This window comes from Clostridium sp. CM038, from assembly GCF_055081105.1.
Genome location: NZ_CM143651.1, coordinates 2,761,869 through 2,781,047 on the forward strand (window position 1 = coordinate 2,761,869; position 19,179 = coordinate 2,781,047).

Annotated in this window: 16 protein-coding genes; 2 read left to right on the forward strand and 14 right to left on the reverse strand. The window is 29.9% G+C overall.

What is annotated here, in order from left to right:
• Window positions 1-60: 60 nt before the first annotated feature.
• The 9 genes from ACWJKS_RS12830 to ACWJKS_RS12870 form a co-directional block, all read right to left on the reverse strand.
• The gene (locus ACWJKS_RS12830; RefSeq protein WP_216301726.1) at window positions 61-660 is read right to left on the reverse strand and encodes a V-type ATP synthase subunit E; all 600 of its coding nucleotides are present in this window, start codon (window positions 658-660) and stop codon (window positions 61-63) included.
• Between the two features lie 33 nt (window positions 661-693).
• A complete protein-coding gene (locus ACWJKS_RS12835; RefSeq protein WP_216301725.1) occupies window positions 694-1,170 on the reverse strand; it encodes a V-type ATP synthase subunit K in 477 nt (158 codons plus the stop codon).
• A gap of 13 nt (window positions 1,171-1,183) precedes the next feature.
• Window positions 1,184-3,151, reverse strand: a complete 1,968-nt coding sequence (locus ACWJKS_RS12840; RefSeq protein ID WP_462959712.1) for a V-type ATP synthase subunit I — start codon at window positions 3,149-3,151, stop codon at window positions 1,184-1,186.
• The gene (locus ACWJKS_RS12845; protein ID WP_462959713.1) at window positions 3,138-3,464 is read right to left on the reverse strand and encodes an ATPase; all 327 of its coding nucleotides are present in this window, start codon (window positions 3,462-3,464) and stop codon (window positions 3,138-3,140) included. Before ACWJKS_RS12845 ends, ACWJKS_RS12840 begins: the two co-directional genes overlap by 14 nt.
• Before the next feature lie 264 nt (window positions 3,465-3,728).
• Entirely contained in the window at window positions 3,729-5,462 is a 1,734-nt protein-coding gene (locus ACWJKS_RS12850; protein WP_462959714.1) for a B12-binding domain-containing radical SAM protein, read from the reverse strand.
• Window positions 5,437-5,976 (reverse strand): class I SAM-dependent methyltransferase, encoded by a 540-nt coding sequence (locus tag ACWJKS_RS12855; RefSeq protein ID WP_165411954.1) that lies wholly within the window; start codon window positions 5,974-5,976, stop codon window positions 5,437-5,439. Before ACWJKS_RS12855 ends, ACWJKS_RS12850 begins: the two co-directional genes overlap by 26 nt.
• 104 nt (window positions 5,977-6,080) lie before the next feature.
• A complete protein-coding gene (locus tag ACWJKS_RS12860) occupies window positions 6,081-6,782 on the reverse strand; it encodes a zinc dependent phospholipase C family protein (RefSeq protein WP_216301722.1) in 702 nt (233 codons plus the stop codon).
• 95 nt (window positions 6,783-6,877) lie between these two features.
• Complete coding sequence (locus ACWJKS_RS12865; RefSeq protein ID WP_462959715.1) at window positions 6,878-8,176, reverse strand: hypothetical protein; 1,299 nt, start codon at window positions 8,174-8,176, stop codon at window positions 6,878-6,880.
• Between the two features lie 63 nt (window positions 8,177-8,239).
• A complete protein-coding gene (locus tag ACWJKS_RS12870) occupies window positions 8,240-8,794 on the reverse strand; it encodes a ferritin-like domain-containing protein (protein WP_216301720.1) in 555 nt (184 codons plus the stop codon).
• Between the two features lie 421 nt (window positions 8,795-9,215).
• Here ACWJKS_RS12870 and spoVB point away from each other — a divergent pair, with 421 nt between their 5' ends.
• A complete protein-coding gene (spoVB, locus tag ACWJKS_RS12875) occupies window positions 9,216-10,715 on the forward strand; it encodes a stage V sporulation protein B (protein ID WP_462959716.1) in 1,500 nt (499 codons plus the stop codon).
• Between the two features lie 159 nt (window positions 10,716-10,874).
• Here spoVB and ACWJKS_RS12880 read toward each other — a convergent pair whose 3' ends face one another.
• From ACWJKS_RS12880 to ACWJKS_RS12900, 5 genes are all read right to left on the reverse strand, one after another.
• The gene (locus tag ACWJKS_RS12880; RefSeq protein WP_462959717.1) at window positions 10,875-12,503 is read right to left on the reverse strand and encodes a putative polysaccharide biosynthesis protein; all 1,629 of its coding nucleotides are present in this window, start codon (window positions 12,501-12,503) and stop codon (window positions 10,875-10,877) included.
• A gap of 201 nt (window positions 12,504-12,704) precedes the next feature.
• Window positions 12,705-13,658, reverse strand: coding sequence for an RluA family pseudouridine synthase (locus ACWJKS_RS12885; protein WP_216301717.1), 954 nt, complete (start codon window positions 13,656-13,658; stop codon window positions 12,705-12,707).
• Between the two features lie 152 nt (window positions 13,659-13,810).
• Window positions 13,811-14,968, reverse strand: coding sequence for a M20 metallopeptidase family protein (locus ACWJKS_RS12890; protein ID WP_253198063.1), 1,158 nt, complete (start codon window positions 14,966-14,968; stop codon window positions 13,811-13,813).
• A gap of 153 nt (window positions 14,969-15,121) precedes the next feature.
• Window positions 15,122-15,421: a hypothetical protein gene (locus ACWJKS_RS12895; RefSeq protein ID WP_165411963.1), complete on the reverse strand. Its 300-nt coding sequence runs from the start codon at window positions 15,419-15,421 to the stop codon at window positions 15,122-15,124.
• An 88-nt stretch (window positions 15,422-15,509) separates the two neighbouring features.
• Window positions 15,510-17,540, reverse strand: coding sequence for an ATP-dependent helicase (locus ACWJKS_RS12900; RefSeq protein WP_462959718.1), 2,031 nt, complete (start codon window positions 17,538-17,540; stop codon window positions 15,510-15,512).
• Between the two features lie 157 nt (window positions 17,541-17,697).
• Here ACWJKS_RS12900 and ACWJKS_RS12905 point away from each other — a divergent pair, with 157 nt between their 5' ends.
• Window positions 17,698-19,176, forward strand: a complete 1,479-nt coding sequence (locus tag ACWJKS_RS12905) for a nicotinate phosphoribosyltransferase (protein WP_165411964.1) — start codon at window positions 17,698-17,700, stop codon at window positions 19,174-19,176.
• Window positions 19,177-19,179 lie beyond the last annotated feature (3 nt).

Consider the following 19,179-nt stretch of genomic DNA (forward strand, 5'->3'; position numbering starts at 1 on the left):
TTTGATCCGGAGTGGATACCAATTATAAATTGGTATCCACTCCTTAAATTTTATTTACATTTATTTAAATAATGCGTTAACAATTTCAGGTTCTAGTTCATCCCTTAAGGAGTTAACTAGACTTTCAAAAGTATTATTAATCTCTATACCATTTTTAAGTACTACAAATCCACTTTTTATATCTCGATTATCGGAACTTAATTTTAATTCACCTATTTTTCCATTAGTTTTTAGTGAAATATTAATTCCAGATAAATATTCATCGCTTACAATACTTTTATATTTCCCAGGAAGTATTATTTCTTCATCCCCTGCTATTGGCATTGATAAAAGATATTTTTTTATAAGTTCCAAATAATCATTATCATTTATCGCCATAAGTTTTTCTAGCGCACTCTCAAATACCTTATCAATCATTTTTTGCATAGCCCCTAGCTTTTCATTTCGTGCTTTTAGCTGAGAATTTGATACAATTCTCTTACTCACCATAATAGCTTCAACCTTAGTTTTTTCTATCATTTGTTTTTTTACTAGTTCTGCTTCTTTTGTTTTCTTTTCTATTAATAAAATTTCATTGTTTTTAGCTTCTTTCAAAATAGTTTCTGCTTTAATTTTAGCATCTTCTATTATCTTGGCAGCTAATTTATCTAAATTTGACATATTCTCACTTCCTCTAGCTCATCACTTTTTAAATTAGAGTGTCTTACTTACGAGTATTATTGAAACAACGAATGCTAAAATGGCATATGTTTCAACCATTGCTGCAAGTATGATAGCTTTTGTGCTATGATCTGGTTGTTTAGCTACTATTGCAATACCGGCAGCAGCTGCCCTAGCTTGATATAATGCTGAAAAATACCCTACGAAAGCTATTGGTAAACAAGCCATCAAATAATAAAATCCAACATCTAAAGTCATACCCGAAGTTAATTTAAGCAATACCATAAGTCCTATAACGAAACCATAAAGTCCTTGAGTACCTGGTAATAATTGAAGAATAAGGGCTTTACCAAATTTTTCAGGTTCTTCTGTTGTAAGTCCTGCAGCTGCCTCACCAACCATACCTACTCCTTTTGCTGATCCTATACCTGGTAAAATTACCGCTAAAGCCATTCCTAATGCAGCGAAGATAAATCCACCGTTTTTACTCATAAATTCCATGAACGTCATAATTAATTCCTCCTTAAATTTGCTTTCCTTTTATTACGTTAATATATTGATTCTTTGATTTAAACACCTTAAATGCTTTTCCTCCGCCTTCATAAAACTTGCTAAAGTACTCTACATACTGAAGCCTAGCACTGTGAACAAAAGCTGATAATGAACTTAATAATAGATTAAATGTTTGTGCAAACACGAATATAAATATACCTATAATAATATTAAATGGTGTTGGCATCATTTTAATAAGCATATTAAAAGCAGATGCTATAAATCCTCCTGCAAGTCCAAGAGCCATGATTCTTGAGTAGGAAACTAAGTCACCTATATAACTAGATATACCATATAAACCATAAAGACCTCCACCAAGTTTTGCACCAATGCCTTTGTTTTGTCTTCCTTGAGTTAATACTAGTGCAACCATTCCAACTATCATAACCCATTTACCTATATTAACTACAGCAGGACTTAATCCTATTTGTGCTCCACCTAATAATAAAAATGCTCCAGTTAATGCAGCGTACCATGTCACTACATCATAAATAGCATCCATTGGCTTTCCATCGCGAATTAACATATAACCTTTAACTCCAAGGCCAAAATAGATTTGGATTGCACCTATTACTATTGATATAATCAGTAATAACATTATATCTTCTCCAGGATTTATTAAACTGTGAGTTGATATAAATGGAATTATATCCCCGAAGAAACCTCCGTAAACAACGCCTGCTAGTGCAGTTGGTATACTTAGTAGTAAGAAGAATTTAGCAAATTTTTTCTGTCCTTCTTCTAAATTAAATTTTTTCAATGCAATTGCACAAGCTATGAACATTACTAACCCGTACCCAAGATCAGCGAGCATCATCCCAAAGAATACCATGTAAAAGGGTGCCATTACGGGTGTTGGATCTATCTCTGAATATTTAGGTAAACTATACATTGATACTATTAGTTCAAATGGTTCTACAACTGCACTATTCTTTAAAAGTATAGGCACCCTATCATCTTCCTTGACAGCTTTTTCAATTTCTAAATAGAACTCTTCCTTAGTTGTAGACTTTATCAAATTTTCTAAATCTTTTGCTGATTCTGTTGGTACCCATCCCTCTATGGCAACGGTGTTCTCTGTTCTTAAGAAATTTTTACAAGCTGAAGCTTTTATATGTTTATTTGATAAATATTCATATACTATTTTAAAATCCTCTAAATACTGGCAATCATTTTTTATTTCAGCATTTATTTTTTCTTCTTCTTTAGATATCTCATCTAATCTTTTGTTAAACTCGCGTACAATTTCTGCTGAAATTCCATCATATTTTAAATTAGTAGTATTAAAGCTATAATGTTTAAGTATTTCACTAGCTTTATCTTCATACTCTTTATACACTAGTGCTATTACATTAATTGCATTTTTTCCGTCACTAATAACTTCTAAGTAAGAACACGGAATTTTACTTTCAAACTCTTCTCTAAAAGCATCTTTAAAAGCTTTTGGCAAAGACCCCATTAAGAATATTGAAGAATTTAATGATTTTAAATCCTTAAAAGAGGCATCTAAGGATATCCATGGAGTTAATGACCCTATTTCAGAATTAATTTTGGCTTTTTCACTCTTCATTTGAATCAAATTATTATCTCGATCCTTTAACTTTTGATAGTTTTCTTTATAGTTTGATTTTTTCGCTAAAGTTTCTAACTCCTCATAATCCAAAGAACTTTTACCTTTGATTAAAGATTTTAGAGCACCCTCTTTTTCTGAGTGCTTCATTAATAGATCTAGGGCAAACTTTACTTTTGCTTGCTCTCCTTCTAAATGAGAAACTTTTTCATTTTCCGAGTCTTTTACAAGAGATTGCAAATCTTCTTCTGCACTTTCTTGTAGGTTTACAAATTGAATATTTTCAAATTTGTGAAAGTTATCAAGCAACGCTTCTTTTTGTGATTCAAAGGCAAACAATGTAAATTTGCTCATTTTAACTATTGCCATTATTTTTCACTATCCTCTCAACCACCATGTTAACCGACCTATCAAACCTTTGTTTATCTAAATTTAGTATATTCGTGACCTCTATCTTACCTGTATCAAAAATTGGTTCAGACTTACTTTTACCTTCTTCTTTAGCATTTTTAATGATTTTTTTAGTTTCTTCTCTTGCATCATCCAAAACCTTTTTGTACTGATCTTCGGCGTAAATTTCAGATTTTTTTAATATATCCTTACTATCCGAAATTGCCTTACTTACAATATCTGCTGCTTTTTTTTCCGCTTCTTTTATACTTTTCATTGCTTCTAATGCCAAAATATCACCACCTTTTACTAATAACTAGCCATAATGAGTATATATAAATTATTAATAATTTATATAATAGTAAATACTTAGTATAGTATTTACCTTTATTCTATTTTATATAATATTGAATACATCTTAATTATACTAATTTTTATTGAAAGTTTCAACTTTTTTTTAACATTAACAATATTCGTAATATTAACTTATTCCGATGTGACAAATGTCATTTTTAATAATTTATCATTTTTTCCGTTTTATAACTTTTATCATATTCTAATCTAGGATTGAAGTTATATCCTTTATGTTATCCTCATCATTAATATCATAAACTAAATAATGATCTTCTTTGCGTACAGTATTATTATCTATATAATCTAAAATATCAATCATAAATTTTTCAATATGAATATTAGATGTATTGTTTATATCATTGTTATGTAGCAACTTATCCTTAATTGCTCTTTCTACTTTCTTACCTAAATCTCTGATTAGAAAATCTGGAAGCCACTTCTTTTTATTATATTTAAGGTAGTCATATTTAACAATTTCTTTTAAAACGAAATCTTCTTCCTCAAGTTTCTCCTCATTAAATTCAATAAATATCTTGTAATAATCTACTGAGGAAATGTTTCTACTTAAATATCCCTTTTCATAGAAAAACACTCCCAGTTCGTAATAAAATTCAAATGGTGTATTAAATTTTTTCACAAAATATTTTAGAATAGTACTAAACTTTTGTGAATTGTAATATTTGTCCACAATTTTTTCTACCCTTTTTAAGCTTACTAATTCCTCATAACTTATATCCCTTGTCTTTAGAATTTCATATGGTGGGTAAGGTGCATAGACCATTCCCCAAAGAGTTGCTTCACTCCTCATATCCGAACCTTTAAGTAATTTTAAAAATCCTAATTGTATTACTTCTGGATGAATGCTATAAACATCATTAAAAGATCTTTTAAATGATTCATAATTTTCTCCTGGGAGTCCCGCTATTAAATCTAAATGTTGTTTAATATTTTTTATTTTTTCTAATTCCTCCACCATTTCCTTTATATCATTAAAGTTTACAAATCTATTTATATTGTTAAGAACTAAGGGATTTGTTGTTTGTACACCCACTTCAAATTGAAATCTACCCTTTGGTGCCTTAGCTAAAATGTCTAATTCCTGTTTGTTTAGAAGATCTGCTGAGATTTCAAAGTGGAAAGTTATTTCAGTATCCATCTTTATTAGAAATTCCCAAATTTCTACCGCAAATCTCGAATTGCAATTAAATGTTCTATCAACAAACTTTATTAATTTTACCTTCTTGTCCACGAGAAATTTCAATTCTCTCTTTACTCTTTCAGTATTTAAAAATCTAACTCCATGAGTAGTCGAGGAGAGACAATATTTACAATTAAAAGGGCATCCTCTTGATGCTTCATAATAAACTATTTTATTGGTAAGTTCTTCTTCATTATATGGGAAAATAACTTGCTCCATATCCATTAAGGTTCTCTTACCACCATAGTTAATTTTACTATCACATCCTATATTTTCATAATATTTATAATATAGCCCTAGAATATTTTGAATGTTACCACTATTCTCATCATTGATTTCAGAATCATCCTTTGAATTAATTCTCCATTTAATAAATTCTTTATACGTTACCTCTCCTTCCCCTTCTATTACATAATCCCCTACGTTTTCCTCAAGAAACTCTTTACAATTAAAGCTAACCTCTGGTCCTCCATAAAGGATTTCAATCTCACTATTTACAAGCTTTATAAGAGATGATACAGCCTTAACGTACTCAATGTTCCATATGTAGCAAGAGAATGCTACAAGGTCTGGCTTGCTACTCAAAATTTCCTCTACAATTCTTTCGATTTGATCATTAATAGAAAACTCCATAATTTTGCATTCGTAATTTAAATCCTCTGTATATGTTTTTAAATATCTTACTGCCAAGTTACTGTGAATATATTTTGCATTAATTCCTACTAGTGTTACTTTCATCTTTTGATTTCCCTTTCTTTTTGCATATCATATAATAAACATTATCTGAATTTTTCAAAGTTAATATTTCAAAATAAGGTTGTAAAATTTTGATTGTATTCTCTTTAGAACTATCTTTAAATATATTTAAGTCTATTAAATGTATTTGTTTTGTATTTTTATCAGGTGACACAATCTTTATTTTAGAATTAAAGATTTTAGCAAATCCCTTATCTACATCCCATATATATAGTAATCCATCTTCTTTCAGAAATTTATATATATCTTGTATTAATTTACTTTTGCTTTTTGTAAATTTTATATCACTCAAAGTAAAAAACAGTGCACAGAGATCATACTCACCTTCTTCTATTCCTGTCTTCTCACCTTTCCCCTCTATATAATCTAAGCTACTACTATCATCAACATATTGTTTGTATATATTATATATAATTCCATGATTAGAAAAACCTATATCTAATATATTTCCTTTGAAAATTTCTTTTTCTAAATTTATAAAAACCTCCTTTTTCAATTGTTACTCCCCCTTTGTTAAATATATTTCATATATTTTTACCTATTTTTACCTATTTTTATCTTATTCTTCAAAAATAAAATAATTCCTCTAAAATAAAGGAATTATTTATTAATTTCATTATAAAAATTAATCATTAAACCTGCAGTAGTCTTTTGTGCCCGTTGCACTATAAGTGTAGATATTTTCTTGTACCTATCTTCCTTGTTTTTTATGTTTGCATTAGCAATATAAGTTTCATTCGCAAATAATGCATTTTTTTTTATATAGTCTTCTATATTCTCCTGTTTTATTACTTCATTAAAAATAGGAAATGAATAATCACTCATTAATCTACTTATAATCCAAAGTTCAAAATTTCTGTGGCTTTTAAGTAGCTTATTGTTCACATGTTGAGGCACCGTAGCATCTTGAATTAAATGACAGGCTGCTCCAAAATAAAACAGGGCTTGCCTTGTGTCCCCTTCTTTAATAAATCTTAATGCACATTTATAATATTTTTCGAATTCGGTTAATGCATTTGAAAATCCATAAAGGCCAGTACCCTTAATGTGATGATAAAAATGGTTTGAGCTTTTAAAATCTTGATCTGCCCAAGTAACCCCCTTATTTAGTTCTTTTATGTGTCCCTTGTAAAAACTAGAAATTTCACTATATTCCTTATTTTTTAAAATTTCTATAGCTTGAATATTTATAAATTTATGAACAATGCAATGAGTTTTCATGACCCTTTTTTTAATTGGATTTATTGTTATCATTAAGCCTTTTAAAGTTTTTCCATAAGTAACTTCCATTCTTTTCTTCAACCTGTTCACCTCTCACTTTAGTATACAATAAATATGATCTGAAAACATACCTGAATATTTTTTAATAATTAACAACAATGTATATTGACTATATTCTAATTCTTTTTGCTTAAACTAACAAGTAGGCTAATTATTAAAGTTAGCACAATTGTTAATAAATAATAACTTAATCTCCTCCCTTCTATCCCTATATCATTCTTTATATTTTTTTTGATTTTAATTAAATATCCACTTTTAGAGTCTAACACTATTAAATCATCAAAAAACTTCATACTAGATATATAAGTTTCATCCCCAAATCTTACTTTTTCTTTAAGCGCACTACTTTTATTTAAACTATATATACTATTATCATTCTTTTCATAGAAATATATACAGTCTATGCTACCTATTATACCTTTTTTATCAATTGCTAACCCGGCTAAACTATTTACTTCTTTATGTTGATAAATTGGTGCGGGAGGATTTGTTGTAGGGTGCTGGTCTAAAATAAATGGTATGTCCCAGTTAAGTAAGCCTTTAAATTTAGGTGAACTTATTGGATCTCCTCCAGTATAATCTGGGAAACCATACCATGATTTTTTTTTAATTTTGTATATATAATCACTATCTCCCTTTACAGGCCTTAATCCCCTGTCCTCCATTCCACCAACAGCAACTAATATTTTGCCCTCACTATTAAAATCTATAGCCTTCATATTTCTTATACCCCAAGCAAAGTTTCCCTGTGCTCCAGTTTTTAAATTATAAACTATTATAGATGAATTTCCAATCATATGTTCTGTTATTATTTGCCCCTTTACGTTCCTAGTTTTATATGGAACAAATGCTCCGGTCTTTTTCTTATCAAAATTAATCCCTTTTATAGTTATACTTTTAGGCGAAACATCATGATTTTGAGGGTAATCATCTAACCATTGATTATCCGGTCCAACTACCCCAGAATTTGTTGCAGCTCCTATTGTAACAAATAGATATTCTCCATTAATTCTAACTAAACTGTCATTATAGTCTCCATAATTAGGCATATTCTTGATAATTTCTTTATTTGCCTTTGTTACTAAATCATATGAGTAGACTTTTGTTCCGGATGCATAATACAATACTTTATTATTATAATCTAAACTAGTTATGCTCAGCTTCTTATTTGTAAATATATTGTATGACCTGCCTACTTTATCTATGTACTGTACTTTGTCTTTGAAAGCTACATAGTAGTTTCCTTCACTATCTTTCGTAAAATCTACTGCCTTACTTAATCCTTTAAATAGTATCTGTGATTTTATAACTTCATCTTTAACCGTAACCCTATATTCTTTAAACGAACCTTTCATTGAAAATAGTGCAAAAGCCATTGCGGCTAAAATAACTATAAATCCAATGGTCTTCTTCATACTTACCCCCTAAATTATAAATACTCTAATTTATATATATTTATATAAATTAGAGTATATGTGTTAATAATTTCTAGCAATTTGTATATGGCTTCTTTCAACCTCCGCCAAGGCAACAAATACCTCTTTAACAATCAAATTATTTATTTCCTTTGCATGTTTTTCATAAAACTTTGTAGCATGAACTTCTCTATTTTCTGCGAGTTTCATTAAGCTTGTATCGTTTTTATATTTACTGTAATCTATATCCACGAGTTTTGGAAGTTCTTTGAACCCACCTAGTTTTTGATGCACAATAGCATGTATTTTTTCAATTTTTGAAAGTGCTTTAAAAATTTCTTTAACATGGTTGTTACTCGCAAGCTTTGCCGCCGACATATAAAACTCTGAATTAAATATTTCAAGTTTCATGGCATGATCTAATACTACTAAAGTATTGGGATCCAAACTTTGCGCACAAACCTTGTAGGCTTCACCAACAGATTTTAAATACTTATAAGTTACGCCACAAAACGGGCAATATTTAATATGCTCTCTTTCATTCACTTCTAATAAACCATCATTATTTATATTGAAATTATTTATATTTATCTCCATACCACATATCAAACATTTCATATCGCTCTATTTCCTCCGCATTTTTATTTGGAGTAAATAATAATATTATTTATTATTCTCCTTAAGACACTACTAAAATTATTCTAACATAAAAAGCTCCTCCCTAGAAGGTTTTTACAATTTTTTTATAAAATCATAAACTACCCTGGTATCATAATTAATAAACTTTTTATTTTAATTACATTTCAGATGGAAAGACTCCCACTTCTATAAATGGGAGTCCCATACTATAACAAATAGAAAACTTCAGTAGGAGTATAAGTCTCCTTCTGAAGTCATTAATATTGCAGCTCCCCAGGAGATTATTTAATTACATTTCAACATCTCAGATGATGATTTACAGAATATAATTATTAAATTTCACATACTAATTATAAATAACTGTTATCTCCCCAGGTAGAAGAACAAGGAGGATCCTTTTATGATTAAAGATAATTTCTATAGAGACTCAATAATACTCACCGTATCAAATTTAACTGCTGGTATATTAAGGTTTATGTTTTCGATTTTACTTTCAAAAAAATTAGGTGCAGAAGGTATGGGATTATATAGCCTTGTAATGCCTATTTATGATTTATTCACTTGCCTTATTTGCGGTGGAATGGTAACAGCTATTTCAAAAGAAGCTTCATCCTATTACGAATTAAAGGATTACGGTAGTTTAAACAAATCTATACATACTGCCTTAGTTTTTGATTTTGCATTTTCTATATTAATAGCAGCTTTAGTATTTATTTTTTCACCTTTTATTAGTACATATATAATAAAAGATCAAAGAACATTATACTCCCTTTGGGTTATTTGCCCGGCTTTAATCTTTGTTGCTCTTTCATCTATATATAAGGGTTATTTCTACGGTATTTCCAATGTTAAAGTACCTGCAATCATAGATATTGTTGAAAAGACCGTAAGAATGGGCATAATACTTGGAATTATAAATTTTTTCGCATTAAAAAATGTAACTACTACCGTAACTGCTACATATATCGCCTTATCCATTGGGGAACTTATAAGTTTTATTCTACTCTTTATCTTCTATGAAAAAAGTAAAACCAAATTTAAGAATTACAATAAAAAAACTGAAGGAAGGGCCCAACTTTTATTTAATGTCCTTGTTGTTTCATTCCCATTATGTTTAAATGGCTTTTTAAACACTGTAATTTCCGCGCTATCAACATTGATTGTCCCTGGGCGACTAGTTTCTGCAGGCATAGAGTATACGCAGAGTTTATCCTTAATAGGTAAATTTTCAGGTATGGCTATGAGCATTGTGTTCTTTCCTTTTATTATTGTAATATCCATGTCAACCATCTTAACTCCAGATATTTCTAAAAGTATTAGTAAAAATGATTATAACGGTTTGGAGCGTAGAGTCCGCGAAGTTATAAAAGTTTCGTTTTTACTAGGACTTTCAACTATGATAATATGTTTATGTACTGGAGACTCCCTTGGAAAATTATTTTTCGACAGATATGACTTAGGTGTTTACATACGGCTTGCTTCCTTAAGTGCGCCATTCATGTATATGTCTGGTTCAACCTTTGGAATTTTAAACGGACTTGGCAAACAAAAATCTCTTTTAATAAATTCTATAGTAACCTCTATTCTTGAACTTGTTTTACTATATGTATTATTAGGTATCCCAAAATTAAACATTCTAGGTTACGGCATAGCTCTCATTATAAGCTCTATTATAAGCTTTATATTAAATATTATTGCAATAAAAAAAAGCTGCTATATACAGTTTTCAGTAGGCGAAATTTTAACTGATGTCTGTCTTAGCATACTCTTATACTTTGTATTAAAAATTTTAAATACTACGTTGCCAAATTCTATCTTTGTTACTAAAAACATAATAATTATTGCTACTGGCTTCTCCCTTTTACTATTTTCTATCCTGCTTACAAAAAAAAGAAAATAATGCAGATATTTTTTTGTGTATTGAGAGATGAATGAAAAAAAGTATATATTACGTATAATGCATTAAATCATCTCCTGCGGAGCTGCAATATCAACGACTTCAGAAGGAGATTTAGAACTTCTCATCGAAGTGAATGCATTAATAGTAATATATACTTTATTATTTAATTCTTTGTAAAATATACTTAGGTATAAGTTTCTTAATCTTTCTTGGAAATACATCCAAATCATCTTTAGTTACTCCACCTATAATCACTAATGCGAATAAATAAGTTAACATTGCTAAGCACATAGTAGATAATATAGCCATAGCATTAGCAAAATATCCTTGTTTAATATAACTGAATATAAAATTAAAGATAGTATACATGAACCCTGCAACTACAGCCATAACCCCTGATGCTATTATGGGTTTTATTGCATGACTAGATAGTTTAACTTTTGTCCCTAGCGCTTTGTTCATAGTATTATAGTTCAACATCAAAATTATAGCAAAGCTTACTCCATTGGCCATAACAGCACCTAATATATTAAAGCTTGGAATTGCTACAAAAATATAATTAACAATTATTTTTCCTATTAAACCAAAAACTGCATAAATCGTAACTAAGTAAAGTTTTCCAAGTCCTTGAAGAATTGAAGTTTGAATACTAACCACGGCCATAAGTACTATTACAACTGATCCATATATTAGTAATCTTGAAACCTCTGAATCATATTGGATAAAATATATTATTGGTTTGGCTAAAACTGCAAGTCCAACTGCAGACGGTACCGCCACTAAAAAGCATAACCTAAAAGCATAATTCACTTTATCTCTTACAGCTTTTTTGTCCTTAAGTGCCATTAAACTAGAAATAGACGGCAGAATAGTTATAGCTAATGATGAAATAATAGCTATAGGCACATTTATTAATGTTGTATATTGAAATAATACACCCCATAAAATAGTAACTTGTTTTTCAATAATCCCAGAAGCTAGCATTCTTGATTGAACAAGTCCTAAATCAATTAATAAACCTGCTTGTTGTATTCCTAAGCAAATTGTCATTGGCACTGCAACACCTAATAGCTTTTTTATTATTTTTTTAGTAGTAAATCTTTTTATATTTAACTTACTATATCCTTTTGGAACTATAAAAATTCTATTTTTTTTATAAGCATAAATCATATATATTACTGCAACTAGTGCTCCTACAGATGTTCCTATTGTTCCACCCGCCGCACCTGCTGCTACTCCATATTTTATAAAATATGCTGCAAAAACTAAACTAAATATAGTATTTGCAATTTGTTCTAATACCTGTGATACAGCAGTGGGGGTCATATTCCCTCTTCCTTGGAAATAACCTCTATAAGCTGATAACACAGAAGATAATAGAATAGTTGGAGCAAGAGCCATAATTGCTAATCTTGCAGTATCACTATTAGTTCTATTAGCTATAGGTACTGCAAAAATAAGCATTAAAAGTGACATAATTATACCTAATATCAAAAGCGAAAATCTAGCTATTTTAAAAGTCTTTACAGCATCCTTATAATTTCCTACTGCTATAAGCTCCGATACCATCTTAGAAATAGCCACAGGAATACCAGCATTTGTCAAGATATACATGTATACAAATATAGGATATGCAGAAGCATATACACCATACCCTTCAGCTCCTAATATCTTTCTTAAAAAAGGTACATAGAGCAAAGATAAGAACTTAACCATAAAACTTGCTGCAGATAATATGGCAAAACCTTTTGTTGTAGATTGTTTATTTGAATTTGCTTGTTCACTCATTAAATCATCTCCTGGGTCGTTAAATCATCACCTGCGGTGCTGCAACATCTTCACAGAAGATGCATTGACGACTTCAGAAGGAGATTTATACTCCCCCTGAAGTTTTCTATTTGTTAGGGCAAGTAACGCCTACTTATAGTAGGTAACTCTCACTTATAGAAGTGGGAGACTTTCCTTCTGAAATGTCGTTAAACTCATCCTCTAAAATTTAAATACATCCTTTTTAATCTTTTTTAATATTGGTGGTAAACTCTCTGCAATAGTTTTATTCTCCATATAAGATAAATCATCCGGGCAATTCTTAAACATTGCCTTATACGCATATAAATATTGGTAATCTAAACCATATTTGTTGTTAAAGAAACTATTCATTTTTTTATCTCCATATTTTGAATCACCAACAATAGAATTACCCAAATGGCTTAAATGCGCTCTAAGTTGATGGCTTCTTCCTGTTAAAAGATTAATATCTATTAAAGAAAATGTACCACAACTTTGCAACGTTTTAACTTCCATTGCTATTTTTTTTGTATCTGGCATCTCGGTGTCAAATACCTGTGATATATTTGCATCCTCATTTTTATATATATATCCCTCGTAAACCCCATCTTTAATTCTGTTTCTTACTAAAGCCATATAATATTTTTCAACATTTCTTTCTCTTACCATTTCATTTAAAAGTTTAAGAGATTTAAAGTTCTTACCAAACATAACTATACCTGAAGTATTTCTATCTAATCTATTACAAGGTGCTGGTTTAAATGTTATTTCATTTTCTGGCTGATAATCTCCCTTATCATATAAATAAGAAAGCACATAATCTATTAAAGTAGCTTCGCCATCTTTTTTATCAGAATGAACTAAAACTCCCGGCCATTTTTCAACCATTAATATATTAGCATCCTCAAATGTAATTTTTAAATTGTTTTCAATTCTTTTAAACTCTTCTTTTTTAAACTCACTTGTAATATATTTTGTTTCAACAATATCTCCTTGTACTAAAGAATGTTTTTCCTTGATTTTGTTACCATTAACCCTAATATCACCTTTTCTAAAAGCTTTATATATTTTACTTAACGGCACATCACCAAGTACTTTTCTCATGAATTTATCCGTTCTTTGTCCCGCTTCATTCGCTCCAATTTCTATCCTCATATAATCCTCCTATTTCTTTTATCTCTTGTTATCTATTGACGAATTCTATATATAATCTAATTTATTTTATAAAAAATCACCCTTTTATTTTGTAATAAATTATAATACATTTAAAAAAATCACATCAAATATCAATTATATACTAATATGTGTTATGAATTCAATAAAAATTCATAAGCTAATGTACATTGCATAGCTACACCTATTGATATACAACTCTCATCTATATCAAATAAACTACCATGAGCCGGGTTTACTATACCTTTTTCTTTATTACCACTTCCTAAAAAATAAAATAGTGCTGGCCTTTCCATAGAGAAATAAGCAAAACTTTCCACCCCCATAGTAGGCTGATCTAATTTATAAACATTACTCTCAGAAATAACTTGACTTGCTTTACTTTCAAACATCTCTGCAAGCTTATCATTATTATAAAGACAAGGATAACTTTCCTCAATACTAATTTCACATTCCCCTCTCATAGCGGTAACGATGCCTTCCACTACCTGAACTAATCTGGTCTTTATATATTCTCTATGTTCACTCTTCATAGTTCTAATAATTCCCGATATTGTAACCTCTTCGGGTATAATATTTTGAGCTGTACCTCCATGAATTGATCCTATAGTAATTACTGCAGGATCTGTAGGTGGAATTTCGCGGCTTACAATGTTTTGAAGTGAAATAATAACATTGCTAGCTATTACAATGGGATCAACCGTCATATGTGGGCTTGCACCATGTCCTCCTTTACCTACTACTTTTATAGTAAATGGATTTGATGCTGCATAAGCTACGCCTCTTTTTAAACCAACGGTTCCAGCCTCTAAAAATTCTTCTACATGAAGCCCAATAATAGCATCCACATTAGGATTTTCTAGTACTCCTTCTTTAATCATTAAAGGTGAACCACCAGTTGTTTCTTCTGCTGGTTCAAATAAAAGTTTAACATTTCCTGGAATTTTATCCTTCATGCTATTTAATATCTTAGCTGCACCCAAAAGTATAGTGGTATGAGCATCATGTCCACAAGCATGCATTTTACCATTAATTTTAGAGGAGTAATCACATATTTTCTTATCTTGCAATGGAAGTGCATCCATATCTGCCCTTAAAGCAATAGTTTTTTCACCTTTGCCTCTAATAATAGCACAGATTCCCGTTTGTGCTACCTCATAAAACTCAATGCCTTCCTTTAATAAAAAATCTTTTACCTTCTGGGAGGTTTTAAATAAATCAAACCCTAATTCAGGGTTTTCATGAAAGCCTCTTCTTATGTCTATTAATTCACTTTCAATATTTTTTGCCATATCTAAAAAATTCACTATATACACCCCTTTACGCTATTTTTCCCAATATATTTCAATTACATTCCTATTATTCCCATCACTGTAAATTAAATTATTAAGCTCATATTCATAGAATATGAGCTTAATAAAATTATATTGTAACATTCAATAAAACTACTGTAATAACTTAATTACACCGGAACTTTCTGATACATAAGGTAATTTTTTTATAATAGTATAAATGTATTTTGGTTTTGATTTATCATCTTTTAAAGCCTGTTCCAATGATAATTCATTATAGTACAATAGCTTGCACCAAAAATCCACGAAGTCATCTCTTGTAATAAAAATTATATTACCTCTCTCTTTAACTGTAAATCCACAGTTAAATCTCTCCACAATTTCTATATCTGAGTGCTTTCCATTTGACAAAATTAACCTTACATCATCCCACATTTGCTTAAAGGCAACCATTAAATACCCTCCTTAATACACAATTCATTTTTCAGTATACCATATTTACATACTTTGTCAATTGTTGTTATGTATTGCATTACATTTGCTATACTTTTGAAATTAAAGAGTTATTATACAATACATTGACGTCAAATTTTCTTATAATTTCTCCCTCAAACTTAATCTCTAACTCTTTACTAGTAATTGCAATTACGACTCCACTCCCAAAACTTTTATGCATCACCGCGTCGCCTTCTTTAAAAGGCAAATCCGAATCGCTTGATCCTAAAATATTGCACTCTCTAATAAATCGTGAGGTTTCTTTCGCTTTTCCTTTTACACTTTTACTAATGCAAAGCCAAACATTGTTTATAGCTCTTGTAATTCCAACATAAAATAGTCTTCTTTCTTCCTCTAGGTTATTATCTATACTATTTACATGGGGGATATTTTCCTCATTGCAATTTATTAAGTATACATTTTCAAACTCCATACCTTTAACACCGTGAATTGTACTAAGTATTACTGCATCCTCATCTATATTTTTCTTATGCTTACTAATTTCCTCTTTAACCTGGTCCACATGGGCTAGAAAAGTTATTATAGAGTTATATCCTTCTGCTGATTGTCTAAACTCGTCAATAACATCCTCCATCTCACCTAAATCTATCTTAAATTTAGTGCAATACCCTTTAATATAATCATGATATCCTATACTTAAGACTAAATTATCTATAGCGTTTTCTAATGAAATTTTATTTAAAAAATGTATATCCTTTTTTAACTTATCTAGCATCTTCATTTGAAATACCGGTATTTCTTCAATATCTTTTAGCATTTCAAAACAGTCTTCTTTTACGGGATTTCTTTTTAATTTATCTAAGTTTAGTTTACTTATATATCTAAAGGGCTTATTAATTATTCTGACAAAACTCTCTCTATCACTTTTATCAATACTTAATTTAAAATATGCAATTATATCTTTACAAATGAAATGTTGAAAAAAGTCATACTCCTTGTCTAAAAGCTTAAAAGGTATTCTTTTTTTGATAAAGACATCTATTAGACTTCTGCACTCTACGTTTGTTCTGTACAATATGGCATTATCTCTATAATTTTTTTCATTATTTTTCTTATATTTTTGAATAATACAGCTAATTTCCTCTGCCTGTGAGTTCTCATTCACATTGTTAAGTACTGCAACGATGCCATCATACTGCTTAAATGCTGTTATATCCTTTTCATTTCTCAAGTCGTTATTTTTTATAATGTTCATGGATATTTCTACTATATTCTTTGGACATCTATAGTTAGTAGACAAGGGTAATTTCCCTCCACCTACAAAATGCTCTGAAAACTTAACCATGCACTCAGGATTCGACCCTCTAAAACCATAAATACATTGGTCCTCGTCTCCTACTGCAAAAATAGAATTTTCTTCATTTAAAAGCTTTAGTATCTCAACTTGCATAGAATCACAATCTTGAAATTCATCTACTAAAATATGTTTAAATAAACTTCTATACCCCTTAAGTATTGTGTAATTTTTTATAAACAGATCTCTGCACCCTATTTGAAGATCATCAAAATCAAATAAGTTTTTTTCTTTTCTATACTGCTCATAAATGTTATAGGCCGCTATAAAGATTCCTTTATCAATACTTGGAGAGAAATTTTCCATTAGCTTTCCACTTGTTTTGAATACTGAAATATTATTTATAACTTCCTTTACTTTTTCATCACCTACCTCATCCAAATATGACATAAGTACATTTTTTATGAGTTTATATACCTCTAGTGTATCTACTATGTTTATCTGTCCGTAATAGTTCTTAAGAATCTTATATAACAAACCATGAAATGTTCCAAAAAACGGAACCCTCTCCTTTCCATTAATAGCAACATATCTACTTTTCATATTAATAGCCGCAGCTCTTGTAAAAGTAATGACAATAATGTTTTTTGGTTTAACATTTTTCTCATTTATTAAATGAACAATCCTATTAACAATAACTACTGTTTTACCACTACCCGGTCCTGCTGTTACTAATAAATTTCTGTTAACAGAATAAACAGCATCCTTTTGCTCTTTACTTAATTTCGAATTTATTTTCTTGCTTACTATTTTATTATCCATATTATGTTTTGTCTCCACTTTCATCCACCTACTTTAAATTGCTCATATATTATGCTTATACCCAATTTACTATTTTAATAATCTTATCTAAACATTAATATATAATTATGTTATAATTTCATTATATACTTTTATTAAATTTCAAAGGGGAAAAATTATGAAACACTCAAAAGATTTTAATGTGAGGAACGAAAGAAACCTAACAATGCTGGTAGACTTTTACGAATTAACTATGGCAAACGGTTATTTAGATAATAATGTTCAAGATAAAATTGCCTACTTTGATATGTTTTTTAGACGAATACCTGACGGTGGTGGATATTGTATTATGGCCGGGGTACAACAATTACTTGAATATCTTTCTAATTTGAAATTTTCAAATGATGATATATCCTATCTAAAAAGCAAAAATGATTTTTCAGATGATTTTATAGATTATTTAAAGGATTTTAAATTTTCTTGTGATGTCTGGGCGGTGCCAGAAGGTTATCCTGTTTTTCCTGGTGAACCCTTGGTTATAGTTAAAGGACCTATTATACAAGCTCAATTTGTTGAGACAATGATACTACTCACAATAAATCATCAAACTTTAATAGCTACAAAAGCGAGTAGAATATGTAGAGCCGCAAAGGGTAGACCTGTTATGGAATTTGGTTCTAGGCGTGCTCAAGGCTATGATGGCGCTATATATGGAGCACGTGCCGCCGTTATTGGTGGTTGTGTTGGTACTGCTTGCACTATCGCTGAAGAAATGTTTGATATCCCAGCCATTGGAACTATGGCTCATAGTTGGGTACAGCTTTTTGATACTGAATATGATGCCTTTAAATCTTGGACTATAACCTACCCCGATAACTGTGTACTTCTTATAGATACTTATAACGTACTACGCTCTGGGATTCTAAATGCCATAAAAGTATTTAATGATGTACTTAAACCTATGGGTAAAAGACCTAAAGGAATACGAATTGATAGTGGTGATATTACCTATCTAACTAAAAAAGTTAGAGTAATTTTAGATGAAGCTGGATACTCAGATGTAAAGATTACGGTTTCTAACTCACTGGATGAATATATTATAAGCGGTGTTTTGGAAAATGGGGCACAAATTGATAACTTTGGTGTTGGTGAGAGACTTATTACTGCAAGATCGGAACCAGTGTTTGGCGGTGTTTATAAACTCGTTGCAGTTGAGAATGATGGAGAAATAATACCAAAAATTAAGATTAGTGAGAATGCAGAAAAAATCATCAATCCTGCTTTTAAAAAATTATATAGAATTTTCGATAAAACATCACACAAGGCCATTGCAGATTTTATTACCTTACATGATGAGAAAATCGATGAAAGTAGACCACTTGAAATATTTAATCCAGTTTATACCTGGAAAAAGAAAAATCTTAAACATTACTATGTAAAAGAACTTATGGTTAAACTATTTGAAAATGGACAGCAGATTTATGAATCTCCGTCTGTTATGGAAATAAAAGCATTTTCTGAACAAGAAGTATCTAAGTTATGGACAGAAGTTTTAAGATTTGATAATCCTCATGCATATTATGTGGATCTTTCTTGGAATTTATGGAACCTAAAGCAAGGTCTATTAACTCATTATTCTGAAACCCTCGAGGAGTAACAG

Coding starts and splice junctions, on each gene's coding strand:
- ACWJKS_RS12830 (WP_216301726.1), bottom strand. CDS start 660: ATGTCAAATTTAGATAAATTAGCTGCCAAGATAATAGAAGATGCTAAA.
- ACWJKS_RS12835 (WP_216301725.1), bottom strand. CDS start 1,170: ATGACGTTCATGGAATTTATGAGTAAAAACGGTGGATTTATCTTCGCT.
- ACWJKS_RS12840 (WP_462959712.1), bottom strand. CDS start 3,151: ATGGCAATAGTTAAAATGAGCAAATTTACATTGTTTGCCTTTGAATCA.
- ACWJKS_RS12850 (WP_462959714.1), bottom strand. CDS start 5,462: ATGAAAGTAACACTAGTAGGAATTAATGCAAAATATATTCACAGTAAC.
- ACWJKS_RS12865 (WP_462959715.1), bottom strand. CDS start 8,176: ATGAAGAAGACCATTGGATTTATAGTTATTTTAGCCGCAATGGCTTTT.
- ACWJKS_RS12870 (WP_216301720.1), bottom strand. CDS start 8,794: ATGAAATGTTTGATATGTGGTATGGAGATAAATATAAATAATTTCAAT.
- spoVB (WP_462959716.1), top strand. CDS start 9,216: ATGATTAAAGATAATTTCTATAGAGACTCAATAATACTCACCGTATCA.
- ACWJKS_RS12880 (WP_462959717.1), bottom strand. CDS start 12,503: ATGAGTGAACAAGCAAATTCAAATAAACAATCTACAACAAAAGGTTTT.
- ACWJKS_RS12885 (WP_216301717.1), bottom strand. CDS start 13,658: ATGAGGATAGAAATTGGAGCGAATGAAGCGGGACAAAGAACGGATAAA.
- ACWJKS_RS12890 (WP_253198063.1), bottom strand. CDS start 14,968: ATGGCAAAAAATATTGAAAGTGAATTAATAGACATAAGAAGAGGCTTT.
- ACWJKS_RS12895 (WP_165411963.1), bottom strand. CDS start 15,421: ATGGTTGCCTTTAAGCAAATGTGGGATGATGTAAGGTTAATTTTGTCA.
- ACWJKS_RS12900 (WP_462959718.1), bottom strand. CDS start 17,540: ATGGATAATAAAATAGTAAGCAAGAAAATAAATTCGAAATTAAGTAAA.
- ACWJKS_RS12905 (WP_165411964.1), top strand. CDS start 17,698: ATGAAACACTCAAAAGATTTTAATGTGAGGAACGAAAGAAACCTAACA.